21 protein-coding genes and 1 tRNA gene are annotated in these 26430 nt (G+C 49.7%); 17 read left to right on the top strand and 5 right to left on the bottom strand.

The features are described from left to right. Nucleotides 1-16: 16 nt before the first annotated feature. Complete coding sequence (gene nspC / locus CRN95_RS02070; protein WP_097020285.1) at nt 17-1144, bottom strand: carboxynorspermidine decarboxylase; 1128 nt, start codon at nt 1142-1144, stop codon at nt 17-19. Nucleotides 1145-1275: 131 nt separating this feature from the next. On the opposite strand from nspC, the gene CRN95_RS02065 reads away from it, so the two are divergent. The 3 genes from CRN95_RS02065 (at nt 1276) to CRN95_RS02055 (ending at nt 3947) form a co-directional block, all read left to right on the top strand. Beyond that, nucleotides 1276-2247 (top strand): iron ABC transporter permease, encoded by a 972-nt coding sequence (locus tag CRN95_RS02065; RefSeq protein WP_097019967.1) that lies wholly within the window; start codon nt 1276-1278, stop codon nt 2245-2247. 9 nt (nt 2248-2256) lie between these two features. Beyond that, the gene (locus tag CRN95_RS02060) at nt 2257-3009 is read left to right on the top strand and encodes an ABC transporter ATP-binding protein (protein WP_088630337.1); all 753 of its coding nucleotides are present in this window, start codon (nt 2257-2259) and stop codon (nt 3007-3009) included. Nucleotides 3010-3116: 107 nt separating this feature from the next. Further along, nucleotides 3117-3947, top strand: coding sequence for a TraB/GumN family protein (locus CRN95_RS02055; protein WP_159462257.1), 831 nt, complete (start codon nt 3117-3119; stop codon nt 3945-3947). Here CRN95_RS02055 and CRN95_RS02050 read toward each other — a convergent pair. The 3 genes from CRN95_RS02050 to rho form a co-directional block, all read right to left on the bottom strand. Beyond that, nucleotides 3928-5298 carry a sigma-54-dependent Fis family transcriptional regulator gene (locus CRN95_RS02050; protein WP_088630335.1) on the bottom strand — a complete coding sequence of 457 codons (1371 nt, stop codon included), beginning with the start codon at nt 5296-5298 and terminating at the stop codon, nt 3928-3930. The two genes, CRN95_RS02055 and CRN95_RS02050, sit on opposite strands and share 20 nt — an antisense overlap. A 3-nt stretch (nt 5299-5301) precedes the next feature. After that, entirely contained in the window at nt 5302-6108 is an 807-nt protein-coding gene (gene proC, locus CRN95_RS02045) for a pyrroline-5-carboxylate reductase (RefSeq protein WP_088630334.1), read from the bottom strand. Between the two features lie 218 nt (nt 6109-6326). After that, complete coding sequence (gene rho / locus CRN95_RS02040; RefSeq protein WP_369597609.1) at nt 6327-8393, bottom strand: transcription termination factor Rho; 2067 nt, start codon at nt 8391-8393, stop codon at nt 6327-6329. Between the two features lie 279 nt (nt 8394-8672). Here rho and folK point away from each other — a divergent pair, with 279 nt between their 5' ends. The 3 genes from folK to panC are packed head-to-tail and all read left to right on the top strand — an operon-like array spanning nt 8673 to nt 10686. Further along, on the top strand, nt 8673-9182 hold the full coding sequence (folK, locus tag CRN95_RS02035) for a 2-amino-4-hydroxy-6-hydroxymethyldihydropteridine diphosphokinase (protein ID WP_088630333.1): 510 nt from the start codon (nt 8673-8675) through the stop codon (nt 9180-9182). Beyond that, nucleotides 9182-9832, top strand: a complete 651-nt coding sequence (locus tag CRN95_RS02030) for a deoxynucleoside kinase (protein WP_088630332.1) — start codon at nt 9182-9184, stop codon at nt 9830-9832. The genes folK and CRN95_RS02030 overlap by 1 nt, the downstream gene beginning before the upstream one ends. A 2-nt stretch (nt 9833-9834) precedes the next feature. Further along, the gene (panC, locus tag CRN95_RS02025) at nt 9835-10686 is read left to right on the top strand and encodes a pantoate--beta-alanine ligase (RefSeq protein WP_088630331.1); all 852 of its coding nucleotides are present in this window, start codon (nt 9835-9837) and stop codon (nt 10684-10686) included. 108 nt (nt 10687-10794) lie between these two features. Here the strand turns inward: panC and CRN95_RS02020 are convergent, their stop codons facing one another. Continuing rightward, nucleotides 10795-13827, bottom strand: coding sequence for a CHASE2 domain-containing protein (locus CRN95_RS02020; RefSeq protein WP_097020284.1), 3033 nt, complete (start codon nt 13825-13827; stop codon nt 10795-10797). Between the two features lie 103 nt (nt 13828-13930). On the opposite strand from CRN95_RS02020, the gene CRN95_RS02015 reads away from it, so the two are divergent. The 11 genes from CRN95_RS02015 to CRN95_RS01970 all read left to right on the top strand — a co-directional run bounded on the left by CRN95_RS02015 (nt 13931) and on the right by CRN95_RS01970 (nt 26364). Continuing rightward, a complete protein-coding gene (locus CRN95_RS02015; RefSeq protein ID WP_097019966.1) occupies nt 13931-17080 on the top strand; it encodes a DNA translocase FtsK in 3150 nt (1049 codons plus the stop codon). Between the two features lie 36 nt (nt 17081-17116). Continuing rightward, the gene (gene ispE / locus CRN95_RS02010) at nt 17117-18019 is read left to right on the top strand and encodes a 4-(cytidine 5'-diphospho)-2-C-methyl-D-erythritol kinase (protein ID WP_097019965.1); all 903 of its coding nucleotides are present in this window, start codon (nt 17117-17119) and stop codon (nt 18017-18019) included. Nucleotides 18020-18123: 104 nt separating this feature from the next. Continuing rightward, a tRNA-Gln gene (locus tag CRN95_RS02005) sits at nt 18124-18195 on the top strand. A 30-nt stretch (nt 18196-18225) separates the two neighbouring features. After that, nucleotides 18226-18849, top strand: a complete 624-nt coding sequence (locus CRN95_RS02000) for a 50S ribosomal protein L25 (RefSeq protein ID WP_014547056.1) — start codon at nt 18226-18228, stop codon at nt 18847-18849. A gap of 84 nt (nt 18850-18933) precedes the next feature. Further along, complete coding sequence (locus CRN95_RS14735; RefSeq protein ID WP_159462256.1) at nt 18934-19083, top strand: hypothetical protein; 150 nt, start codon at nt 18934-18936, stop codon at nt 19081-19083. A 22-nt stretch (nt 19084-19105) separates the two neighbouring features. After that, on the top strand, nt 19106-19660 hold the full coding sequence (pth, locus tag CRN95_RS01995) for an aminoacyl-tRNA hydrolase (protein ID WP_015732305.1): 555 nt from the start codon (nt 19106-19108) through the stop codon (nt 19658-19660). Nucleotides 19661-19781: 121 nt separating this feature from the next. After that, entirely contained in the window at nt 19782-21545 is a 1764-nt protein-coding gene (locus CRN95_RS01990) for a hypothetical protein (RefSeq protein ID WP_097019964.1), read from the top strand. Nucleotides 21546-21588: 43 nt separating this feature from the next. After that, the gene (locus CRN95_RS01985) at nt 21589-22692 is read left to right on the top strand and encodes a glycoside hydrolase family 11 protein (protein WP_235002819.1); all 1104 of its coding nucleotides are present in this window, start codon (nt 21589-21591) and stop codon (nt 22690-22692) included. A gap of 119 nt (nt 22693-22811) precedes the next feature. Further along, entirely contained in the window at nt 22812-24269 is a 1458-nt protein-coding gene (gene guaB, locus CRN95_RS01980; RefSeq protein ID WP_073423085.1) for an IMP dehydrogenase, read from the top strand. A 196-nt stretch (nt 24270-24465) separates the two neighbouring features. Next, on the top strand, nt 24466-25221 hold the full coding sequence (locus CRN95_RS01975) for a hypothetical protein (protein WP_088630326.1): 756 nt from the start codon (nt 24466-24468) through the stop codon (nt 25219-25221). 51 nt (nt 25222-25272) lie between these two features. Beyond that, nucleotides 25273-26364 (top strand): expansin-like protein, encoded by a 1092-nt coding sequence (locus tag CRN95_RS01970; RefSeq protein ID WP_097019962.1) that lies wholly within the window; start codon nt 25273-25275, stop codon nt 26362-26364. The last annotated feature ends 66 nt before the right edge of the window (nt 26365-26430 follow it).

Here is a 26430-nt window from a genome sequence, read left to right as displayed (position 1 = left end):
ACTGCCGCGAAACCGCTTACAGCTTCTCCTTAAACTGCTCGTACGTGAATTTGTGCAGCAGGTGGAACTTGCCGTTTTCGTCGAACTTGCCGATGCTCGGGTGACGCACTCCGTTGAAGAACGTGGTCTTGACCATCGTGTAGTGGATCATGTCTTCGAAGATGATGCGGTCGCCGACCTTGAGCGGTTCGTCGAATGAGAAGTCGCCGAGCTGGTCGCCGGCGAGGCAGGAATTGCCCGTGAGCTTGTAGGTGTGTGCCTTTTCGCCCGGGAATGCGGCGCCGATGACGCTTGGACGGTAAGGCATTTCGAGACAGTCCGGCATGTGGGCGCTGATGGAAACGTTGAGTATTGCGATGTCCATTTCGTTGTGGACGATGTCGCCAACGCTTGTGACGAGTTCACCGGTCTGCCAGCCGATGGCTTCGCCCGGTTCCATGATGACCTGCAAGTGCGGGTAGCGTGCGGAGAAATCCTTGAGGATGCGCACGAGTTCGTCGCGGTGGTAGTCCTTGCGTGTGATGTGGTGGCCACCGCCGAAGTTCACCCACTTCATTTGCGGGAGGTACTTGCCGAAGTGACGCTCGAATGCGGCGAGAACGCCTTCGAGAGCGTCGGCATCTTGTTCGCAAAGTGCATGGAAGTGGAGCCCGTCAATACCGTCGAGGAGTTCGGGCTTGAATTCCTTTTCGGTCACGCCGAGGCGGGAGAATTTACCGCAAGGGTTGTAAATGTCGGTTTCGACTGTCGAAAATTCCGGGTTCACGCGGATGCCGGCACTGACGCCGTGGGCAAGCGTCTTGTCCTTGTAACGCTGCCACTGCGAAAAGCTGTTGAACGTGATGTGGTCCGCTGCTTCGAGGATGGCGTCGATTTCGTCGTCTTCGTAGACGGGAGCGAAGACGTGGACTTCCTTGTTCATCTCTTCGCGGGCGAGGCGGGCTTCATTGAGGCTAGAGGCGGTGGCGCCGGCGAGGTATTCGCCGATGAGCGGGAACGAACGCCAAAAGCTGTAACCCTTGAGTGCGCAGATGATTTTGACGCCGGTCTTTTTCTGGATATCGTCGAGGATTTCCATATTACGGCGGAGACGAGTTTCGTCAAGTACGAAACAAGGACTTGGAACTTGTGAATAGTCGAGCATGGCAAGAAAGATAGAAATTATTGTCTTGTCGCTCAAATGCTTTTTTGTATTATTCAGATGTATTGAATCGGAGCTTTTTATAAATTTGTTGAAATTTTCTAAGGTTGTGTTTGAATAATTGGAGGCTTGTTTTGCGGCGGTTGTTGATTGGTTTTATAGCGTTGGTGATTTTGATTGCGTTGTTATGCGTCGCCACACTTTGCTTTGGCGCGGTGAATATTCCGTTTGCGGATGTGGTGCAGGCGCTGTTTAGCCCGGGTGCGGATGTTTCGTCGAACATCTTGTGGAACTTGAGAATCCCGCGAATGATTGCGGCGATTTTGGCGGGGGCATCGCTTGCGGTGTCGGGCTTGTCGCTGCAGACTGTGTTTCGGAATCCGCTTGCGGGACCGTTTGTGCTTGGCATTAGCAGTGGCGCGAGTCTTGGTGTGGCGCTTGCGCTTTTGGCGGGGATTGGCTTTGGAAGTGTGGGCGTGCTGGGCTCGGCGGCGCTTGGGGCTTTGCTTGTGACGCTTGTCGTGATGTTTGCTGCGACGCGTTTTGCGCAGACGGGCGTGCTTTTGATTGTTGGACTTTTGACGGGCTACTTTATCGATTCGATTGTGAGCGTCTTGATTGCAGGGAACTCTTCGGAATCGTTGCGCGTTTATGTGGCGTGGGGCATGGGTAGCTTTGGGCGCGTGACGCTCGGTGATGTCTGGATTTTTGTGGCCGCTGTACTTGTGGGTTTGGTGATGATTGGCGTTTCGCTGCGGTACTTGAATGCGGCGCTTTTGGGTGATGATTTTGCACACGGGCTTGGGCTCAACGTGAAGCGTTCCAAGATTTGCGTGTTGCTCGGGGCGAGCCTTTTGGCGGGAGCGACGACGGCGTTTTGCGGGCCGGTGGCGTTCATCGGGATTGCTGTGCCGCATTTAGCTTATCTGCTTTTCAAGACGACGAACCATCGCGTGCTTTTGCCCGGGGCGGCGTTGTGCGGTGTGGTGCTTGCTCTTTTGGGAGGTCTTTTCCCGGCTTCGGTGCCGCTCAATGCTGTGCTTTCGCTGGTGGGCGTTCCTGTGATTATGTGGGTGCTTGTGCGCGGTTCCGGTGCGCGTTTTTAGGGGGTGGATATGAGTGAAGAAAATTTGCAGACTGCGTTGCTGGAGTGCAAAAATTTGCTGGTGGGCTATGGTAAAGCGCTCCCGTCTATGAAATTCCCGTTTGATTTTTCGCTTGCTTCGGGAAATGTTGTAGCTTTGATGGGCGAGAATGGTTGCGGTAAAAGCTCGCTGTTAAAAACGTTTGCTGGGTTGCTTGCGCCGGTGGCGGGCGAGGTTTCGCTTGAAGGGAAATCTCTTACGGAATGGGCGCCTCGTGAACGCGCTCAGGAAATCTCGCTTGTTCGAATGTCGAGTGCAGTGCCGCCTCGCATGAGCGTGAGCGAATTTGTGCGCTTGGGCCGCTCGCCGTATTCTGGAATTTTTGACAGCCGCACAGAAGAAGATAATCGTATTGTCGAAAATTCGATGGCGCTTTTGGATGTGGCAAATTTTGCAAATCGCCCGATTGCCGAATTGAGCGATGGCGAGCGCAGCCGTGTGTTCTTGGCGGAGGCCGTGGCGCAGCAGGTGAAAATCTTGTTGCTCGATGAACCGAATGCTTTCTTGGATATCCCGCGTAGCCATGCGCTATTCCGCTTGCTCAAAAAAATTGCCGTGGAACGCCAAATGGGCATTGTTGTTTCGACGCATTCCGTGGAATACGCGGAACGCTATTGCGATAAGATTATGGTCGTAAATGGCGGAACGGTAAAGGTGGCTTCGGCAGCGGATGCTCGTAAAAATGGACTTTTAGACTGGACGGAAATATGCGACGCTCTTTGATTTTATTTTACGCTATTGGTGTGTTTTGTGTTGCGCTTTGCTTGTCAGCGTGTGCGGGTAACCGGAGTGTGGCGAGTTCTTCGGAACAGAAACATTTCTTTTGGAAAGTGTCTGATGAGAATTCTTCGGTGTGGGTGCTGGGGAGTATCCATTTGGCGGATTCGACCTTGTACCCGCTTGCTCCTGTGATTGATACTGCGTTTGCACGTTCGGACGAGCTTGCCGTCGAACTCAACATGAACGATGAAGAAGTCGTGAAGGAGATTGGCAAGGAATCGGTTTCGCAGGGAATGCTTGAAGATAGGTTGCTCCGTGATATATTGCCGCCAGAAATGTGGAAGTCTTTAGATAGCCTTTGTGCGGCCTGGGATATTCCTATGGTGGTATTTGAAAAAATGCGCCCCTGGCTTGTAGCGACAACGCTGAGTGCGTATGCATTTGAACAGGCTGGATTGAATCCTGAATATGGGATTGACTATGTGCTTTTGGATAGAGCGGCGTCAGATGGCAAGGCGATTGTTGGCTTGGAGACTGCTGAAGAACAGATTGGCGCGCTTGCAGATACGACGGAATCTGATTCAGCGGGTGTGTATTACTTAAAGACGACTTTGCGTGAAATTGCGGAGCTTGAAACGCTTGTGAAAAACTTGATTCACGCCTGGAAAACGGGTGATGAAGATTTATTGCGTAGCTTGCTGGATAAAGATGACGAAGAAGACGAAAGCGAAGATTCTTTGTCTAGCGATCAGAAATTTAAGGAAGGTTACGAACAACGTGTTTATGTGAATCGCAATGCTAAAATGGCTGAATCTATTGCGACCTTCTTGCGCGAAGATAGAAACGTTTTTGTCGTGGTCGGTGTAGCGCACTTGGCGCTTGAAAAAGACAACGTGATCGATGCGCTTCGCAAGCGCGGTTTTAAGATTGAACGTTTTTAACACTTAAGCCGAGTCGTGTGAGTCGGTTGTAAAGGGCCGTGCGGTTCATGCGGAGCCGTTCGGCGGCAAGGCTTACGGAACCATCGCAATTGCGAATGGTCGATTTCAAAAATTCTCGTTCTTCGTCGAGCTGCAAGTCGCGGAATTCTTCGTAATTGCTTGCTGTGAAAGCTTTTATCGCGGCGCGGTCGACGCTAGTGAGACTTGCTGAATCGTTGTCGGAACTTTCGTCAATTTGCAAGTCTTCAGCGCGTAAAATGCCCGGATCTGTAAAGCAGAGGGCGCGCTGGATGACGTTTTCGAGTTCGCGAATGTTGCCAGGCCAGTTGTGGTCCTGGAGCTTTTGCAAAGCTTCGGGCGAGAGCGTGTAAGGCTCGCCGGCAGGTGAGTACTGACGGATAAAGTAATTCGCCAGGTCTTCGATGTCTTCTTTGCGGTCGCGGAGCGGCGAAAGTTGCATCGGAATTACGTTCAGGCGGTAGTAAAGGTCTTCGCGGAAGCGTTTTTCGCGGATTTCTTCGCGGAGGTCGCGGTTGGTGGCGGCGATAATGCGCACGTCTATATGTCGCGTCTTGTTTGCGCCGATGGGGCGGATTTCGTGATTCTGGATGACGCGCAAAAGCTTGACTTGAGCGTGGAGCGGCATGTCGCCGATTTCGTCTAGGAAGATGGCTCCGCCGTTGGCGTCTTCGAAAAGACCGATGCGTTCGTTTTGGGCGCCTGTGAATGCTCCGCGCGTGTGGCCAAAAAGTTCACTTTCGAAAAGTGATTCCGGAATGGCACTGCAGTTGACGGTGACGAATTTGTCGTAAACGCAAGCGATAGCTCGTGCGACTAGGTCCTTGCCAACGCCCGATTCGCCTTGAATAAGGACGGGGCCTGTGTGCAAAATGGCGCGTTCCACGTTTTTGCGGAGGCGCTGCATGGCATCGCTTTTGCCGACGAGGTGCGACATTCTTTCGCGGAAAATGCGCTTCGCATTGTAGATTTCCTTGAGCCTCGCAATCTTGCTCATCAAGTGGAGGCGAAGTGCCTCAACAGAGAGAATCGTGTCGTAGAGCTTGCTTGAAACTTCGGTATAGCTTTCGGGAGATTCCGCATAGGCGAGAATCATGGAATCCGGGCTAAAGTCGCGAAGGCTTGCAAGCAGTTCTGCATTTTTTGCAGTGAAGGAATCGAGGTCCCAAATGACAATTGCGGCGAGCGGAGTGCGCAGAGCCTCTGCGATTTCTGGAGCCTCGTCGCTTATGGGTGTGTGAACATCGACGGTGTTATCCACAGAAGAAAGGACGTCCAAGATGAACGAGGACGTCGAAGTTTCTTTTGTGAAAAAGTCGATGGACGGGCGCACGCTTTACTTGCCCAGTTCCTTGCTGCGGTTCGTGCCGGCGACAACAGCCTTGATTAGCGTGCTGCGGAATGCGCCTTCTTCGAGGGCGTCGATGCCAGCGATGGTTGTACCTGCCGGAGAGCAAACCATAGCGCAGAGGTCGCTAGGGCTCTTGCCGGACTGCTTGACGAGTTCGACGCTGCCTTCGATGGTGCCGAGAGCGAGCTTCAAAGCGACATCGCGGGTAAGACCAGCCTTTACGCCGCCGCGGGTAAGACCTTCGATGAATTCAAAGACGTATGCCGGAGCGCTGCCGGAAAGTCCGGTCACGGCGTCGATGAGGGATTCTGCAACGCGGCAGGTCACGCCGATGTTGCCAAAGATTTCTTCGGCGAGCTTGAGCGTTTCGTCGGAGACGCCGTCGGTGGCAAGGCCAACGGAGCCCTTGCCAACAGTGAGCGGCAAGTTCGGCATCACGCGGAGCACCTGGTTCTTTTCACCGAGCACTTCGATGAGGCTCTTGCGGGCGACACCGGCCATGATGCTGATGAACGTCTTTTCGCTCTTGAGAGCGGATGCGGCTGCCTTCCATTCGGCGGCAACGAGCTTGAAAATCTGCGGCTTGACGCAGAGGAATGTGACGTTAGCCTTTTCGATGCCTTCGGCAAAGCTTTTGACGCGGACGCAACCGAGGGCGCTCACGGCTTCGGCAGCCTTGTCGCTTGGGTCAAAGAAGAAAATGTTCTTGGCGTCTGTGCCTGCGTTCAAAAGACCGCGGAGGATGGCTCCGCCCATGTTACCAGTACCGGCAAAGAAAATCGTTGTGTTCATTTTTTGTGTCCTTTTTAAAACTTTATGGATTGCTTCGTTGCTTTGCAACTCGCAATGACGTTACGATGGTAAACGTAAAAATATTTTCGTTCGTCAAATGGTGATGCCGGAACAAAGTCCGGCATGACAGGGGATAAAAAGGACTCTTTATAAAAAGACGACCCCGGCACGGTGGCCGGGGTGACATTGCGCTTGACGGGGATTTCGTCTAAATTGTATTAGACTTTTGGTTTGGAGAGAACGGCGAGGAGTTCTGCGTTTGTCTTGAGCTTGCTCATGAGCTTGAGCAGGTTCTCCATGATGCCTGTTTCCGTCTCGTTCTGGCTACCGCGTCTGAAGTTCCAGGCGGCATTCTGTTCGAGGAGCGTAAGCAAGCGTTCTTCTTTGCGGGTGCCGGACTTGAACACGTCAATGGCTGGCCAGATGCGCTTTTCAGCGATGCGGCGGTCAAGCACGAGTTCCATGTTACCGGTTCCCTTGAATTCTTCGAAGATCACTTCGTCCATGCGGCTGCCGGTTTCAATCAATGCCGTGCCGATGATGGTGAGGGAGCCGTTCTTCTGGACTTCTTCGCTAATTGTGCCGTCTTCGTTCTTGACCGTGCGAATCTTGTCCTGAATCTTACGGGCTGCACCGAAGAATTTCTTCGGGAACTGCATGGCGTTAGCGTCCACACCACCAGACAAAATCTTGCCGGAGTGCGGAATCACAACGTTGTTTGCACGAGCGAAACGCGTGATGGAGTCGAGCAAAATCACGACGTCCTTCTGGCTCTCGACGAGGCGCTTTGCCTTTTCCAAAACCATGTTGGCGACGCGGGTGTGGTGTTCAGGCGGTTCATCGAACGTCGATGCGACAACTTCAGCCTTGATATCGATTCCCTTTTCAGCAGCCTTTTCCTTGATGTCCGTGATGATGTCTCGCATTTCGGTGACTTCTTCCGGACGTTCGTCGATGAGGAGCGTGATGAGGATGATTTCAGGATGGTTCTTCGCAATAGCGCGGGTCACGTTCTGCAAGAGAACGGTCTTACCGGTACGCGGAGGTGCGAGGATGATACTGCGCTGACCCTTACCGATCGGGGAGAACAAGTCCATGATACGGGTGCTGTATTCCGTTTCATTCCATTCGAGGTGGATCTTTTCTTCCGGGTGGATCGGCGTTAAATATTCGAATGCCACACGGCGGCGCATCTTGTCTGGTTCTTCAAAGTTCACGCGGTCGATGCGGCGCATGGAGAAGTACTTATCTTGTTCGCGAGGCGTGCGCACAAGACCTTCAATCGTATCGCCAATCTTGAGGTTGAATTTACGGATAAGGTTCTGGCTTACGTAAACGTCATCGGCGCTGGTCTGGTAGTTCTGATCCGGCATGCGGAGGAACCCGTGACCTTGCGGTGTGACTTCGAGGACGCCTTCCGTATAAATGATATTGCCTTCGTTTTCGAGGCTCTGCAAAATGTAGTTGAGGGACTGTTTGCGCATTCTGCGGAAGTCCACTTCCTTTTGCACGGCGAGTTCCTGGAGTTCGCTCATGGAGAGTTTGCGGAACTTGAGCCAGTTTTCCTTGGCCTTTAATATGGCTTCGGAACCCGGTGCTGGGAGCGTAGCAGAGTCATCGACAAATTCTTCTTGCTGGAAATTGCGGTTATTGCGATTGTTCTTGTTGAACTTGTTGTTCTTATTGAACTTGTTGAATTTGCCGTTCTGGTTGTTGAAGCGGCGGTCGTCCTGACCTTCGCCGTTTTGAGCCTGGGCTTCACCTTGCTGTTGTGCGTTTGGGTCTGCATTCGGATCGGCAGAAACTTCACCTTGATTTTCTGATGGAGCTTGGGCTGCATCAGTGTTTTGCGGAATTACAATTTCACCGTTGCTTTCACCTGTGAATGCGCTTTCTTCGGTAGATTCGGCTGGCTTGTAGTTTTGTTCGCCCGTGTAAATCGGTTCTGCAATGGCATCAATGTTTGCTACACCGTACTGTTCGGCGAGGCGCTTTTCGGCAGCGGCAATACCATCGACCGGCTGTCTTTTTTCTTGAAATTCTGGTTCGGCATCGGCTTGAACGTTCTGTTCGAATTCGGGTTCTTTGCGAGCCTTTGTCTTTGGATTTGGCTTTCTGCCACGACGTTTGGGCTGCGGTGCGTCCTCGGCATTATCCGGCAATTTGTCGGGGGTTCCTAAATATTCTGGAACAGGAATGCCTGTGCTTTCTGGATAAACGAGATCCGTCAAAGAAGGAGCTTGAGTATTTTGTTCTGAATTCTGATTCTTAGGTGTTCTGGGCACGATTGCGTCCTATAATTACATATTTCAAAAAATGAAATAGACTATATAATTGAAACGATAATAAGGGCTTGTTGCCCCATAAATTTTATTGATGATTAATATTACGTCCCGAAATAGCGGAACGGGTTAAAAGATACATTAAATTTTGTGAAATGTCATAAAAAAATTTTTTTTTATGAAAAATATTAGGAGTTCCCTGTTTTGATGTTCCCAAATTTGACTGGATCCTTCCGCTTTCAGCGTCAGGATGACAATGGCTAAATTTATTATATTTGGGGCGTGGATTCCTTAAACAGAGTATATATCGCACTCGGAAGTAATCTTCCTGACCGCTCGGCTCACTTGAAAGCTGGGAGGGACATGCTTCGCCGTATAAGCGCAGGGGGCTGGGTTGAAAGCCCTATTTATGAAACACCACCTGTTGGACCGGCTGGCCAGGGACCATATTTTAATCAGATCGTGAGCTTCTGGTATGATGGCGACCCGGTAAAGTTACTCTATTACTTAAAAGGATCCGAGCTTATTCTTGGACGCAAGGACCGCGGACATTGGAATTCTAGGGAAGTGGACCTGGATTTGCTGTTCTTTGGTCGTGAAGTTTGTGAAGGTCGTCCGACAATTCCGCATCCTCAAATCTATAACCGCCAGTTTGTGCTTGTGCCGCTAAGCGATATTGCACCGGACTGGGTAGATCCGAAGACGAACAAGACCGTCAAGGACTTGCTTGTGGAATTGCTTGAAAAAGAAGAAAAGATTCCGTTCCGCGTTATTGAAGGGGAGGAACCCTGATGCTTCTGGATAAGAACATTCATTTTATGGCGATTGAAGGCGTAATTGGCGTTGGTAAGACCTCGCTTGCCCGTGCCATTTGTGAACGCTGGAACGCCATGTTCATTGAAGAAAACTTTGCTGAAAATCCGTTCTTGCCGAAGTTCTATGAGAACCGTTCGGCGTACGCTTTCCAGACGCAGCTCTTCTTTTTGCTCGACCGCTTTAAGCAACTCCAGAATTCTGCCTTGCAGAGCGACTTGTTCCATGATTTGCTGGTGAGCGACTACACGTTTGACAAAGACCGCATCTTTGCCTCGCAGAACCTCACTGAAAATGAAATGACGATGTATGACCAGGTGTCGAACGCCTTGAACCACGATATCCGCAAGCCGGATTACGTTGTCTATTTGCAGGCAAGCGTCTCGACTCTTTTAAAGCGCATCAGGGGTCGTGGTCGTGCGATGGAAAAGACCATTGACGGTAACTACCTGAGCGACTTGCAGGACCGTTATGACCATCATTTTTGGCATTACACCGACGCTCCTGTGCTTATCATCAATACGGATAATATCGATTTTGTCCATAACGAAAGCCATTTGCAAATTGTGCTGAACGCCATTGCGTCCTGCCCAAGTCAAACGACTTATTTTGTTCCAGAAGGTAACTAATCATGCAGATAATTAAGTCTATCGATTCCCTACGTCAAACGCTTGCTCCTCTTGCGAAAGAAGGGAAAAGAATCGGTCTCGTTCCAACGATGGGTGCTCTCCATGAAGGTCATGGCGCTCTTATCAAGGCATCCGTGAGCGAGTGCGATGTGACTGTTGTAAGTGTGTTCTTGAACCCCATCCAGTTTGGCAAGAACGAGGACCTGGACAAGTATCCGAAGCGCTTGGAAGCCGATGCAAAGCTTGCTGAATCTATCGGTGCCGATTACGTTTTTGCTCCGTCCGTTGCTGAAATGTACCCCGATGGCGATCCGATGACGCTTGTCCGTGATGAAGCTCTCGAAGGCATGTACTGCGGCGCTTATCGCCCGGGACACTTCCGTGGCGTTTTGACAGTCGTTTCCAAGCTGTTCCTCATTTCTGGCGCAAACGACGCTTACTTTGGCGAGAAGGATTACCAGCAGGTGTTCCTGATCGAAAGAATGGTGAAGGACTTGAACTTCAACATCAAGATTCACCGCGTGAAGATTGTGCGTGAAGAAAGTGGCCTTGCTCGCTCTAGCCGTAACGAATACTTGACTCAGGAAGAACGCGAACAGGCTCTCGGCATTTACAGCGGACTCAAGGCTGCAAAGGCTGCTTACGAAGCGGGCGAACGCAGCGTCTCGAAGATTCGCGATATCGTCGTGAAGTCCATCGTTGCTGCTCGTGGCGTTGTGCAGTATGTGGAAGTGGCAAACCAGAAAAACTTGCAGAAGTGCAATGGAGCCCTTGCCGCCGAAGACAAGGCCGTGATTCTTGCCGCCGCCTTCTTCGGAAAGACTCGCCTCATCGACAACATGGAATTGAATTAAGCGCGCTGATGCGCGTAGTTTCAAGTTCCGAGTTACTAGTTACTAGAAATGTTTATATTGCAATCTCTAGTAACTAATAACTATTAACTAGTAACTGCGGCGAAGCCGCTATTTCTCAGTAGCGGTAAAGATTCCGTCCCATTTTTCGCCTGCGCTTGCAGGCGGATTTTGTTTATAGGCTAGGCAACGCTTGATGTAGACCTGGCTTGGGCAAGTCTTGCTGCCCGGATCGCGTTCAGGCAAGTGCGGCTCGAATTCTAGGCACTTTGTGAATAGCTCGATGGCCTTGTTCCATTGCATGTTTAGGTAAGCGCTGCGAGCTTGTGCCCAGAGTTCACAAAGCTTGTGGAGTGAATCAGCTTTTTGATCGTTGGCGTAGGCGAGTAGTTCAAACGTCTCGACAGGTTCATCTTTACCCACGACGCGGATGATGTCGAGTGAACGATAGATGTACAGGCTATCGATTTTCTGTTCGACAAGCTGGTCAATGGTGTTCTTGCAAACATGAATGTAGGCGCCATACTGTTTGGCGGCGCTTTCAAGGCGTGCGGCAAGGTTCACTTCATCGCCCATCATGGTGTAGTTCTTGCGCATGGTGGAACCCATGTTTCCGGTCACGATATTGCCGGTGTTGATGCCTATTCGCATATGCATGTTGTGGACGACTTCTGGCCATTTTTGACCTTCGCCTACCCATTTTTTGCGGAGCCTTAAAAGCTCGCTTTGCATGTCTAAAGCCGTGTTGCAGCCTCTTCTGGCGTGGTCATCGTATTTCACCGGGGCGCCAAAGAATGCGATGATGGCGTCGCCTTCGTACTTGTCAAGAGTTCCTTTGTTCTTTACAATCAAGACGTCTGTCATGGCGGTTAAGTAGTCGTTCAAAAGTTCAACGAGCTTATTTGCACTTCCGATTTTTTCAGAGAACGTCGAGAACCCTTGAATGTCGGTGAAGTAGGCTGTAATTTTAGATTCTTCACCGCCGAGCTGGGGCGTTTGACCGCTGGCTACTAATTCGTCAATCATTTCTGGCGAGATGTATTGCTTGAACGAACTTTCGATGAACTTCTTTTCTTTGTTTTCGAAATAGGCTTGCACGACCATTGCAAATGTATTTGAGATAATGATGGCCAGAAGCTGCTTGGAAACGCCGATATAGATGTTGTGCTTGAAACAGATGTAAGCGAGCAACGTGTAGAGAACCGCTATGCCGATCATTAAAAGTAGCGATACGAAACTTCTGAAGTAAAGCCCTATGAATGTGCAAATCAACGCCAAAATAATTACAATATAGCGCTGATAACGTTCTTTTAATACCGTCAGGTAATCATCTTCGAGGATGTTCTTGATGATGTTGGCATGGACGAGAATGGCTGGGATGTTTTCTTCGTGCGGACCGTTGACGATATCGAAAAGTGCAGAAACGGAAGACCCGAGAATAATCGTCTTTCCGGCGTACTGGTCAAGATTTGTTGTGTCTCTGAAAATATCGTAGTAAGATACGTGCTTGAAAGTCCTTGTCTCGGGAGCGACATGGTTGAAGCGTCCCTTGTACTTGATGAGGAATTGCCCGAGTGTGTCAATAGGAATTCTTTTGTGCGGCCCGAATCGCATTTCTTCGCCGGGCTTTAATGCGCTAATCTGTTTTTCGTCTGCTTTGAGAATTTCTTTTAAAATCCTGTTTGTGAAAAAGCTGATGGAGGCAGACCATTCATCTTTGGCCTTGTTGTAGCTGATGTCCATGTTGCGGGACAGGTGCTTGTGTTCCCCAATCTTGATATCGCGGTAGCTCTTTTCAAAGAAGTGTATTGTATTGAGGACGCTTGGCGTGATGCTGATTTCTTCATCATCGTCACTTGTGATGACGTAAACGCCTTCGTCATCTTCGCTTTTGGCTATTGTAAAGCCGCTATCGAGTTCTATGGTTTGACCTTCTTTTATTTTGCCGAAGATGTCTTGGGGAAGCTTTCTTAGAATGTTGGAAAGCATTGCGTTTAGTTGCTGTTCTTCGTCTACAAAAATGTCAAAAGTTAATTGCCCATCGTTGTTTCTTTTTGCTGTTACCTTGAATGAAGTTTCGACAAGATTTGCTTTTTTAACACCGCTTTCCTTGATGCTTTTCATCTTGTCGCGGAGCGATGTGAACATGGGGTAGGTGAAGTTCGGATACGTGGTGTTGTATTCGCCGCTGGAGTCACGGTAGATGCCAAAGGGCTTGCCAATGTCGATATATTCGCCCATTTTGACGGTGATATCTTTGGGGTCCTTGTGGAAAAGGTGCGAAATGGTCATTAAGGAGAGTGCCGAGTAAATACGCTGCGGGGCAAGCTTGTCCTCATCGACATATGGGAATTTGTACAACATTCTGATACGGCGGATTGTACCGTCGTTGTCGGGGTATGCATTGACGGCTCCTAGACGTGAGCCTGCGTTTGCTAGTTCCGGGAATACGTTATCGAGAATCTCTCGGGCTTCGATGTCTTGCGGCTTATTCACCTGGTTTAACTGCAGTGTCGAGGAAAAACCTACCTCCTTGGCGCGTTCCCAGGTGCTGAGCGGTTCCCAGTTGCTTTTGTTCTTGTAATGGGAGGCGTCGTTCATCAAGAAGCTGATAATGCAGATGCCAGAATTGCGAGTGGATTCGACCAGCATGGAGTCGTAGTTGTAGAAAGAACTGATTTGCGAGAAGTAATGGGCATGGCTTGTATCGGGGTCAAGTTGGGTAAGGATTTCTTGGCATTGAGCTCCTTTTCTCTTTCCGAAGTCGGCGTCCTTGAACAGAATATCGAATGCGATTGCTGCTGCACCGCCTTCACCCAGGTTTTCGATGACTTTGGCGTGGATGGATCTATCCCAGTTGTAGTAGTGCCCTAGTTTTAGCAGCGATTTCTCATCGATATCTGCAATGATGATATTGGGGTCATTGTAAGGCTTGCTTTCTAGGACAATGCCGTCTTTGATTCCGGTGGAATCAAGGACTTCCGTATTCAATTTAAAGAACTGGTCGTAAAAAATGTTTTCAGCCGATTCTGCGATATAGTTTTTCTTGGAATTGCCAAAGATTAGGATGAGCAATACGGCGATTGCCGAAAAAGCAACCCCAAAAAAAAGTTTTCTCTGATTTTTTGAATTTTTCTGTGCCATGACGATGAAAAAATAATAATTGAGCAAATAGTGTCATTTTTTGTATCAAAGTTAGGATCGTTATTAGACTATATTTATTACCGCAATTAGAGGAGCGTATTTTTTGGCTGTTCAGAAGAAAAAAACTGTAAAGAAACCGAAGAAGACTAAAGTAGAACCGAAAACGGGTGCACAGGAGCCGGATTCTTATTTTGTAACGATGATGGTGGGGTACCTGGTGTTGCTCGCTGGTGTCATCCTTTTGCTGGGTTGTATCACGATTTCGATTGTGGGCGAGCACGAAAACTGGCTGGGAAATTACTTTGGCGTGATGTTCCCGAGCTTTATGACGTTCCTTTTTGGGCGTGTGGCGGTTGTCGTGTTTACGGCAGCGCTTGTCCTTTGGGGGCTTTTTATCGCGATTGCTTCGCTGCGTGCAAAGTTGTTGCGCTTTGCGGTTGGTGCAAGCTTGCTTGTGGTGAACGTGTCATTTTTGATGTCGCTTAAAAATTTTGGCGATAAAAGCGTCTCGAATGATGCGCTTTCGATGAGCGGTGGCGTGTTGGGCGAGTTCTTTTTGCAGAACTTGGCGATTCCCGTGTTTGGGCGCGTTTCGTATGTGGCTCCGCTGATTATACTGTTGACCACTTTGGCTTTGATTTTGGTACTTTCGTTTGGGGTTCGTCCGAGGCACTTTAAGTTTGTGGCGCAGACGATGCGTTATTTGACGGGGCTATTTGGACGCCGCCATAAAGAGGATGTTGAGCCGAAGACGGAATATGTGCCGAATATCCGCGACGAACGCTCTGAGAAAAAGCAATTACGCCGTGGCGTGGTGATGGAAGACGAGACGATGATTTTTGTCCCGGATTCCGTGAAGATGCGCAGGCGCGGGAAGGTGGAACCTTTTAATGGCCGCCATAATTGGCTGACGGACGATTTGGATATCAATCGTTCGGAAATGCAGACGCAGGTGGGGGAATCGTTTGGGTTGCCTCAGTATGCTGGGAATGCTTTACCTGAAAATGCGGCGGGGAATGCGCAACCGGGCAATTTGCAGGATGCGCCGCTTGGGAATGCCGGGAATGTGCCTGCGGGTGCGACTTTGGGCGGTGCTGACGAAGATGGAGTCTATGAAGATCCTGAAATCCGTCGCCTGGAAGAAGAATTGCGTTTGAATGAACGCCACATGAATGCACTCCAGATTCTGGAAATCAAGGAACGCATTGGCGCACTCCGCCGTGCTCGCGATTTGATTGACTGGGAAAAGGGCCATAAGGGCCGTATGCAGGTGAAGGGCGATGTGCGCCGTACGGCGGGCTCTGAAACTGTGGATGCGGCTGTTGGGAATGCTGGTGGAAATGTCCCGCCGAAGCAGACAAAGCCGATGACCGTAACAACTCCGAAGGTGGCTTCTCCGAAGGTCGCAAAACCTGCGGGTGGTGATGCGAATTCTTCGACAAGTGCCAATACGATTGTCCGAGATGCAACGCTTTCGGATTCTGTGGCAACGCGTGCCGCTATCCATGCTGAAGAGCTTTTGGGCGGCGATGGCGCCTACGTAGAGGACTTCCCGGGAAGCCCTGCGGTCGATGATGATGAAACGTACGCTCCGGTGGTCGTGACGGCTGATGAAGTGAGCGAAGATCCGACATTTGGTGAAGGTGAGTTTGCTGGACGTTCTCGCGGTGGTGAAGGTCGCGCAAATGCTGGTGAAAGTGCGCGCCCAGCAGCGAAGGCTGTCCAGTCTGCACAAATTCCGCCCGCACCTACAGCCTCTTACGACGAATACAAGATTCCTGAAATTTCGAAGATTCTCGACACGCACGAAGTGCAGACGGCGGATTACACCGAAGAAGAGTTGAATGCCATCGGCAAAATGCTCGAAGAAAAGCTTGAAAACTTCAAGGTGAAGGGCCGCGTAATCGGTTGCGAAACGGGCCCGATGATTACCCGTTTTGAAGTGGAACCGGGCCCGGGCGTGAAGGTGAGCCGCTTCTCGGCATTGCAAGAAGACTTGGCGCTCCCGCTCAAGGTCTCGTCCATTCGCATCTTGGCTCCGATTCCTGGCAAGGCGGCTGTCGGTGTGGAAATCCCGAATCGCAAGTTCCAGACCGTGTTCTGCCGCGATGTGTTCATGAGCGAAAAGTTCAAGCCCGCGCATGACAAGATTCTCGTGGCGCTTGGCAAGGACATCACGGGTGAAGCGTTCACGATGGACTTGGCAAAGGCACCGCACTTGCTGATTGCAGGTCAGACGGGTTCCGGTAAGTCTGTTTGCATTAACGCGCTCATGGCGTCGATGCTCTTTAGCAAGACTCCGGATGAACTCCGCATGATTCTTGTGGACCCGAAGGCCGTGGAACTCAAGATGTACGAAAACATCCCACACCTCTTGGCTCCTGTCATCACGAAGCCCGAAATTGCTATCCAGGCGCTTCAGTGGCTCTGCTACGAGATGGACCGCCGTACGGAAGTCTTGGCATCAGCAAAGGTGCGTAACATTGGCGGTTTCAATGCAAAGTTCGAAGCTGGCGAATTGCCGGATGAAGTTCCTGAAGAAGATCGCGGCCACCGCATGGCGTTTATCGTCGTGATTATCGACGAAATGGCGGACCTCATGATGGTCGCCGGCAAGGAAATTGAAAAGTCTGTGGCTCGCTTGGCGGCTAAGGCTCGTGCCGTGGGTATCCACTTGGTGCTTGCTACGCAGCGCCCGTCCGTGAAGGTCATTACGGGTATCATCAAGGCGAACTTGCCGACACGAATCAGCTTCAAGGTGGCATCGCAGATTGACGCCCGCACGGTGATGGACCATGCCGGTGCAGAAAAGCTTCTCGGTCGAGGCGACATGCTTTACAAGGCTGTGAACGATCCTGATCCGGTGCGTGTTCATGGAGCATTCTTGAGCGATGAAGAAGCCGAACGCTTGGCCGACGCCTGCTCTGACCAGAACGTATTCTACCCGCAAGTGGAATCGTTCGATGTTTCGGGCGGCGAAGAGGGCGATGAAGAAGGCGGCGGTTCGATGAAGAACGAAAAGCTCGATAAGCTCCTGTTCGAAGTCGCGCAATGGGCGATTAGCGTGAACGGCCTTTCGACTTCGGCTGTGCAACGCCACTTTAGCGTGGGTTACAGCCGAGCCGGGAAGATTGTAGATCAGCTTTATGGCCTTGGTGTGTGTGGCCCGAGCAAGGGCAATTCGAAACCGCGAGCCATGCTCATTGGAATGGATGAACTCATGCAACTCGAACGCTCCGGGAGATTCGGGTAAAAATTGGAAAAGATTACTGACTAACGACTATTGACTATGAAAGAATACGCTCCTGCAAAAATCAATTTGTTTTTAGATGTTATCCGCAAGCGCGAAGACGGTTACCACGATTTGGGAACTGTTTTCCAAACCGTCGACGCTGGTGATACGGTCGAAGCGACACTTCGCGAAGATGGCGAAATCCACCTGACGTATAACGAACCGCAGAATTACCCGCTGGAATTGGACCTTGTGTTCAAGGCAGCCAAAGCGCTCAAGGAATTTGCAAAGTGCAACCTTGGTGCCGACATCCATCTTACGAAGGTCATGCCGCTTGGAGCTGGCCTTGGCGGTGGCAGTGCAGATGCTGCGGCAACGCTCCGCTTGCTCAACAACTTGTGGAACTTGAACCTCTCGTTTGAAACTTTGGAATCCATTGGTGCTCGTCTTGGCGCCGATGTGCCGTTCCTCGTTCGTGGCGGGACCGCTTTTGCCGAAGGTATCGGCGAGCGTTTGACGTTTGTGGAACCGCTGGACCTCCCGGAAGGGGCTGCGCTCCTCATTGCGACTCCGCTCGATTCTGTTCCGACGAAGGATGCCTATGCCGGAGTCCCGAAGTCTGGCCCGGACCGCTGGGAACAGTACAAGGCTGCTTGGAATGCTCAAGATGCCGCGCAGTTCAAAGCCGCGCAATCCCAAAGCGTGCAGTCTGCAATTCCGCAGTTCCTGAATCCGGATTCCTATTTCAACGCATTTGAAATCTCGGTTTTCCCGACGCACCCGCTTGTCGCCGAGATGAAGCAGAAATTCATTGAACTTGGGGCCGATGTCGCCTTGATGTCTGGTTCGGGCGCTTCCGTTTTCGGGATTTTCAAGACCAAGGAACTCGCAGAAAAGGCTGCCGCCGTTCTAAAGCCGATTTCCCGCTACCAGACCGTCACCAAATTCTGGCATAGGTAGTGCCGCTTTTTTGTCAAAATGTGCGAAAAATGACTTTTTTCAGCTCTTTTTTTGCACGTTTGTCTTTGACAAAAGGGACTTTTTTACTATCTTTGTCGCACCATTGGGGTATCGTCAAGTGGTAAGACAACGGATTTTGATTCCGTTATTCGTAGGTTCGAATCCTGCTACCCCAATGAATTTTTTTATCTAATGGAGATAACACAATGGAACTCACAACGCTCAAAGCTGCCTCGAGAGTGCTAGGTGCAAACCGCGACAACGCCCGTTTGCGTAAGGCTGGTCAGATTCCGGCCGTCTATTATGGTAAGGGTATCGAAGCTAAGAACATCAGCGTCAGCGAAATCGACTTGCGCAAGGTTCTTGCTCCGGGCAAGCGTTACACGCTTCTTGACCTCGAAATCGATGGCAAGGCTGGCAATCCGGCTCTCGTCTACAGTGTCCAGAAGGACGCTCTCACCCAGAAGATCACGCACGTTGACTTCATCAAGATCGCTGATGACGAATTCGTTAAGGTTCGCATCCCGGTCAAGCTTTCCGGTCTCCCGGTTGGCGTGAAGACTCAGGGCGGTCTCTTCTCTCAGGAAGCTCGTTATCTCATGCTCGCTGCTAAGCCGGCAAGCATCCCGTCTGTTCTCGAATTGGACATCTCCAACTTCGAAACGAACGTGACCTTCTACGCTAAGGATTTCAAGCTCCCGGAAAACGTTACGCTCGCTTCTGGCCCGCGCACCGTTATCTTCACGATTTCTTCTAAGTCCAAGAAGAAGGATGCTGCTGCTGCTCCGGCTGCTGACGCCGCTGCCGCTGCTGCTCCGGCTGCCAACTAATTCTGGCAACAAGCTGAAAGGCTTTAAGAGACCTGCTCCGATTGGGGCGGGTCTTTTTTCGTTGAAAAATCTATATTTTAAGTTATGAAATTACTCAAGCTTTTATCTTGCCTTTCTTTTATCGCCCTTCTTGGGTGTGCTAGTTCTGAACCTGTCAAACAACAGGATAGCAATGCTGATGAAGTCCGTGCGAACGCTGCGAAAGCGTATAGCGAACTCGATGCGGAAAAGTAACGATATTTTTTAAGGTTTTATTATGTATTTAATCGTCGGTCTTGGAAATCCTGGAACGCAGTATTCGAACACGCACCACAATGCCGGTTTTATGGCAGTTGAAAAGCTCGCTGACCCGAGCAAGGACTGGAAATCGGAACACAAGGCGCTCACCATGAAGGTGAACATTGCAGGAGAGGAATGCCTCCTCGTGAAGCCGCAGACTTACATGAACCTCTCCGGCGAAGCGGTTCAGGCGCTTATGACGTGGTACAAGGTCAAGGTTGATCATTTGCTCGTTTTTAGCGATGATATTAATTTGGATGTAGGCCGTATCCGTTGCCGCAAGGACGGCAGCCACGGCGGTCAGAACGGGCTCCGCAATATCATTGAACATGTGGGCGACAAGTTCCCGCGCATCCGTTTTGGCGTAGGCAAATGCCCTCCGAAATTTGACCTCAGCAACTGGGTCTTGGCGAAGTTCTCGCCCGAAGACCGCCCGAAATTCGATGAAGCGATTGCAAAAGTCCCCGCACTCGTAGAATGCTATTTTAAACTCGGTATTGAAAAGTGCATGGAGCGCTATAACGGAAAGTAAAGCCGTTATATGCAACGGATGCAACAAAAATATTATGACCTCGACTGGTGATGAACTTGTCGAGGTTCTTTTTTATCCCTTAAATTGTATATTTAAGACAAATGTTAAGGGGACAAAGAGTATGAAATTGTTTTGTTGCAAGGATGAGGCTTACTGCTATTTGGGCGCGTTGTTTCTGGTGGCTGTTTTGTTGACAGCTTGTGCTGGCGATAATAATGGTAATGCCATTGGTCCGGATGCTCAAAACGAAATCAGTTCTAGCAGCTTGTCGAGCAGTGCAGAACCTGGTGAATTTTCTCTTGACGCATCGAGTAGTAGCCAAAAGACTGCTGTTCGGACAATTCATGGTTTTGCTCAAAGAACGCCTTTTGTCGATGGTTCCGTTGTTCAGTTGACGGCATTGGATGAATCTACTTTGGAACCGATTGGGGAAACTTTTACAGGAATAGTGGATGGCGGATTTAGTCGCTATTCTGTTGAGGTTGATTCGCTAAAGTCTAGGTATGTTCAGATTTCGGTAACGGGGGATGTTCTGAGCTACTATAACAGTATGCCGGAAGAAAAAGAATATACTTTATATGCTATTACTGATTTGGATTCTCGTGATTCGGTAAACATAAATCTGTTGACTCATTTGGAATTTGATCGCGTCCGAAAACTTGTTCGTGATGATAAACTTTCGTTTGCAGAGGCTAAAAAGCAAGCCGAAAAAGAACTCTTTGAAATCTTCCATATTACGATGAAAAAAAGCAACGATGCTTACTTTGCCGAAGACTGGAGCCTTTTTGGAGATAGTTTGGGTGACCAAGCTTTGATGGGGTTGACCGTCATTTTTAATATATATAAAGCGACAATATATGCTTTTTCAGATTTTTTTGCTAAGGATGGTAAAATTGTTAATGATACCATAATCTATAAAATGGCCCAAACGGCATTTAATAGTGGGGTTGTTAGAATTTCGGGAGATATTTATTTATCACCAGATTTGAATCGCTTCCGCTCTAGTTTCAATCGTTGGAAAAGTATTTATGGCACCAGTTTTGACATGAGCTCGGTTGCGTACCATGGTATGATTCCCGAATTTGAAGAGGTTGTTGAAAATTTTTGGCGTAGTGAGTTTGGTCTTGAAAAGTGCGATAAGGAACATCTAGGGACTGTTGGAAAAACGCGTTATGACGAATATTATACGTGTGCGCAGGATTTCTTGGTGGGTACGGTGACCAATTCAGAGTACTATTGGCGTGTTGCGAATAGTTTGGAAGCTAATTCTTATGGAATCAAATGCGATAGCGCGGATTATTTTATAACGCCGGGAAGTGTAGAGTCTTCTTTGATTGTTTGCGATTTAGGTTCGTGGCGTTATGCTTTGGATGTCGAAAAACAAGTTGGTTTGTGTACAAATGAAAATGAAGGCTCGCTTGAAGATACGGATAAATATGGTTATGTCTGCATGTCGAATAAGTGGGAGGTGTTTACCGATACGCTTGAGGATGAACGTGATGGCAAACGCTATGCCTATAGCAAGGCGGCCGGCCTTTATTGGATGATTGACGATTTGGGCGATACCACGTTTACATGGGCGGAGGCACAGTGCCCTGAGGGGTGGAGGCTCCCGACTGTGGATGAATGGAATAATTTGCAGAAAAAATTGGGCGGTTGGAGGATCCCATCAACGGACGGGCATCAAATGCATCTCATTGATGGGGCGCATTCCTTTAAAATGTGGTGGACATCCAGTGAATCTACGGAAGACGATTTGTTTGCCATTGCGTTTGTGGCTGAATATTCTCCAATGGACTATCTGCAAGCACAGTATTTTTCATTGGGTTCACGTAGTGAACTTAAAAGCCGCAAGAACAGTGTCCGCTGCGTGAAAGAACCCTAAAAGTTATTATATTGAAATTAAACTTTTGGTGGAGAAACGCATAATGAATAAAATGGTCATTATCGCTTTCGGTATGGGACTTTCGGTGGCTGCTTTTGCGCAGGATTTCTGCAGCTCGGCCAAACATACTGGTGCAAGCAAAAAAGTGAACGGGAACGAAGTGAGCTCGTACAACGGTGTCGGTTACGAGCTTTGGTACGACAGGGCTACTTCAGGTTCGCTTACAATTTATGAAGATGGATCCATGGCATGTTCTTTCCAGAATGCTGGAGACTACCTTTGCCGTGCGGGGCTTTCGTTCGATAGCGACAAGAAGTATAACGAACTTGGCGGCGATATGCTTGCGGAATTCAAGCTCGTGAAACAGAATATCAATGGTGCCGATTACTCCTATGTCGGTGTCTACGGTTGGATGGAAGAAGTTTCGAAATCCCCGAGTAAGCTGGTTGAATATTATGTTGTCGATAACTGGCTGACAGGGTGGAGGCCTGGTGATTGGGTCGCTAGCCATAAGATGGGCGATTACACAATCGATGGTGCCAAATACTCCGTTTATTGGGGAGAACATACGGGCCCCGCCATCAAGACCAAAGGCAATACGACTTTTTTGCAGTATTTCAGCATTCGTGAAAATGCCCGTGATTGCGGTATCATCAATATTAGCGCTCACATGAGACAGTGGGAAAAGCTGGGCATGGAGATGGGAAAACTCTACGAAGCCAAGGTCCTTGGCGAAGCCGGAAGCATGGGAAACGGCGTTTCCGGTACGGCTGATTTCCCGCACATAAAGGTTTACGTCAAAGGTGAAGAAGTTCCGTCGTCCAGTTCTGTTGCTTTAAGTTCAAGTTCTGTGGCGTCGAGTTCCTCTGAAACTGTGCCGAGTTCGTCATCGGATGTGCTCGCAGAATCTTCGAGCAGTGTTGGCGGTTCTTCGAGTTCGGGGACCGATGCGATTCCGTTTACGGTACAGCGCTTTGACAAGGCTGGGATTTATCAAGTGTTCGATATGCAGGGGAATTTCCTCGGCAGGGTTGAGCTGAAGAATGGTGTGTCGCTTAAGCAGGCTGTAGAAAGCAAGTTCGCCCGCTCGTCCGTTTATCTGGTCAAGCGTGGGGCCTTTGCCAAGACGATTGCTGTCGAGCGCTAATTCATCGCTCGTAATTTACCGCTCATCGCCAAAACGCTCTTTTTTACATATTTCTAGCGCAAAAGAACTAGGATTTAAAACCGAAAATTACTATATTCTATGCGCAAAAGAGGTACTTTATGAAACTTTTGCCAGAAGCTTTGACGTTTGATGACGTCTTACTCGTTCCCGCTGAATCTTCTGTTCTTCCGGCTCAGACGGATGTGAGCACCCAGCTCGCCCCGAATATCAAGCTGAACATTCCTATCATCAGTGCTGCAATGGATACCGTTACGACGGCTCCGTTGGCTATTTCCCTTGCTTTGCAGGGTGGCCTCGGCATTATCCACAAGAATATGTCCATTGAAGACCAGGCCGAAGAAGTTCGCAAGGTCAAGCGCTGGCAGTCCGGTATTGTGACCAATCCGGTGACGCTTGATGCCGATGAACCGGTGTCTGCTGCTTTTGAACAGCGTGCTCGCAACAAGGTGAGCGGTTTCCCGATTCTCTCCAAGGGTAAGCTCGTCGGTATGCTCACGAGCCGCGACCTCCGCACCGTTAGCGACATGAACGTGAAAATCAGCACGGTCATGACCAAGGATCCTGTGACGGCAAGCCCGAAGGTGAGCCTCGCCAAGGCGAAGGAAATCCTCGCCGAAAAGCGCATTGAAAAGCTCCCGCTCGTGGACGCTTCTGGTGCTTTGAAGGGCCTCATCACGATGACGGACATCTTGAAGCGCGAAAACAACCCGAACGCAAGCCTTGACAAGAATGGTCAGTTGCTCGTCGGTGCTGCTGTCAGCACTTCTGCAAATACTCTTGAACGCGTTGCTGCCCTCGTGGACGCAGGCGTTGACCTGTTGATTATCGATACGGCTCACGGCCACCACATCGGTGTGCGCAACATGGTGAAGACCGTTCGCAAGAAATATCCGAAGCTCACGATTTGCGCCGGTAACGTTTGCACGCCGGAAGCTGTCGAAGAACTCGCCAAGTGCGGTGCCAACATCGTCAAGGTGGGTATCGGTCCGGGTTCCATCTGCACGACCCGTATCATTGCTGGTGTCGGTTACCCGCAGTTCTCCGCTGTCGTGGAATGCGGCAAGATGGCTCGCAAGGTCGGCGTGAAGATTATCGCTGACGGTGGCCTCAAGTTCTCTGGCGATATCGTCAAGGCTTTGGCTGCTGGCGGTCACGCTGTGATGGTGGGCTCTCTCTTTGCCGGTACCGAAGAAGCTCCGGGCGAAGTCATCCTCGCTGATGGCCGTAGCTACAAGAGCTACCGCGGCATGGGCTCTCTCGGCGCCATGAAGGCTGGCTCTGCTGACCGTTACTTCCAGGGTGGCGTTCAGGAACCGCGCAAGTTTGTTCCGGAAGGCATCGAAGGCCGTGTTCCGTACAAGGGACCGCTCCGCGACACCGTTTACCAGCTCATTGGCGGTATCCACTCTGCTATGGGTTATGCCGGTGCTGCAAACCTTGAAGAACTCTACAAGAAGGCAACGTTTGTCCGTATTACGGGCGCAGGCCTCCGTGAATCTCATCCGCACGATGTGACCATCACGAAGGAAGCTCCGAACTACAGAACGGGCGACTAATTTTAACGTCGTGATGTCGTCATGGCGGACTTGATCCGCCATCTATTCTAGTTTGTCATTGCACGTTGTGCTTGATTGGCTTGCTAGAGTGTCATCCTGAACTCGCTGAAGTTACTTTGGTGAAAAACCGGTGCGCAAAAAGCGTGCCGGATTTTTGTTATATTTTTTTTCGAACAAATTTTAGAAGGAGTTGAAAATGAGATTAGTGAAGTTGATGATTCCTATGGTTCTTGCAACTGCAATTTTGGGCTGTTCAGGGACAAAACAACACAAGGATGCGTCCTGGACACAAAAACCGGCTAGTATGAACGTTTTGTTTACGGAACCTGTAGTTTTGAACAAAGAAAAAGATTCTGAAGACTCTAAGGAATGGACCGTTTTCCCGTGGTTTTATACAAGTGTGAATGATGCTTCTGAAATGTCAACATTTTCCGAAAAAACTGTGGATTCGAGAGACACGCTCATGATGTCTGAAAATATGGAAAAAATGAAGGAGTGGTTCTCGAGCAATGTGGACAATACGCTTAAGTTTAACTCGAATGTTCATTATAAACTGGATGGTATCTCGAAAGACAGAGTCACGTATTCTGTAGAGGTCTTGGATGGCGATAGTCTTCGTGTGCCAAAGCCGGTTTCGATGTCTGACGGTGCCGAAGTTTATTTTGTGCTAGACAGTATCGAAATGAAGTCTTACCAGAACTTGAATCTTTATAATTCGGGGTTAAGCACGCCTGCTTTTCCAATCCCGGTTATGGGGTATCGAACAAACAACTGCGTCAAGATTTCGGCTTCATACGCTTTTTATGATGCAAAGGCTGGAAAACGAATGGATTTTGGACGCTTGGATGAAGATCAATGTTCCAAGGAACGGGTAATCGAGCATGACTGGGTAAATGTTTTACGAGAATTGATTTTACACATGATCGAGAAAACTCCAATTGCGCAGTTTTAAATAAGGATCGCAGCTTCGCCAGGCTGCGTTTTTTTGATATATATTAGTGTTATGAAGTTGAATGATCGTTTTACTTCGGTTGCTGTTATGGCTTCATTGCTCGCAGGTTTGCTTGCGGTGCCGTTTGCGCTTGTGGCGTGCGGTGATTCTGACAGTTCGCCTGCGGCTGTGGGCGAGGATACATCTTCTTCGCAAGTGTTTTCGTCTTCTGAAAAACTCGCAAGTTCCAGTTCGGAGAAGTCCGTGAGTTCTTCGTCAGTGAAGTTCGCGGATTCCTCGTCTGCGAAAAAAGTTGAAAGTTCGAGCTCGGGAACGCTCGCGGAATCTTCTTCTTCTGAGAAGGTCGCTGAGTCTTCGAGCAATCGCGCGTCCTCAAGTTCTTCCGAGAAACCTGCCGGTTCGTCGGATAGCGGTGTTTGCACGAACTGTGATAGCTTTACTGCGGCAGACCCGACGCTTGTGGAAAACGGCGGTAAGGGCTCTGTGACAACTTACGGGAGCATCACTGCGAAAGAAACGAGCCTTGGCGGCGCCTGCAATTATGGACAGACGAATATCCAGTATTATGCGGCCATCCACGTGAATGTTTCTCCTGGGGATGATAAGGGCCCGTGGGATGGTGGCATGGCATGTGGCGGCTGCGTTCACGTGAAGGCGAAGACGCCGGATGGCTGGAAAGAGGTGACTGTGCGCATTACGGACCGTTGCCCGGATGCAAACTGCGGTGTGGATTTGGGCGGTGCGCCCGCTAGCGACATCATGGGAATCCAGGTCGGCCGCTATTACGGTGAATGGGAATTCGTGAGCTGCGAAGGTGTCGAGGGTGTGTGGGGCGATTCCACATCCATTTGGGTCAAGGAAGGAGCGAGCGAATTTTGGAGCATTATACAGGTCCGTAACCCGAAAGATGCTGTCCGCAAAATCGTGTTCAACGAGGTCGATGGCGACAAGACTTATCCGCTTGAATTTGTCGTCGGGACGGAAAACTTCTGGACTGTTCCGAAGGAAGTTCTGCAATCAGAAAAAAGTTACAGTGTAGTTGTTACTTATCGTAGCGGTACCGATGACGAATGGATTTTAAAAGGTTCTGATTTGGCGGTGCCGGAGGCGAATCTTTATCTGTACGAACATCGGAAGAAATAAGTTTTTGTATATTTGTTATAAATATAACACCCAAACGAAATTAATTCGTTTGGGAATTTGTTTTAA

It is taken from the genome of Fibrobacter sp. UWB16 (assembly GCF_900215325.1).
In the GTDB taxonomy this organism is placed as follows: Bacteria; Fibrobacterota; Fibrobacteria; order Fibrobacterales; family Fibrobacteraceae; genus Fibrobacter.
This window is presented reverse-complemented; position numbering and strand designations above follow the sequence as displayed.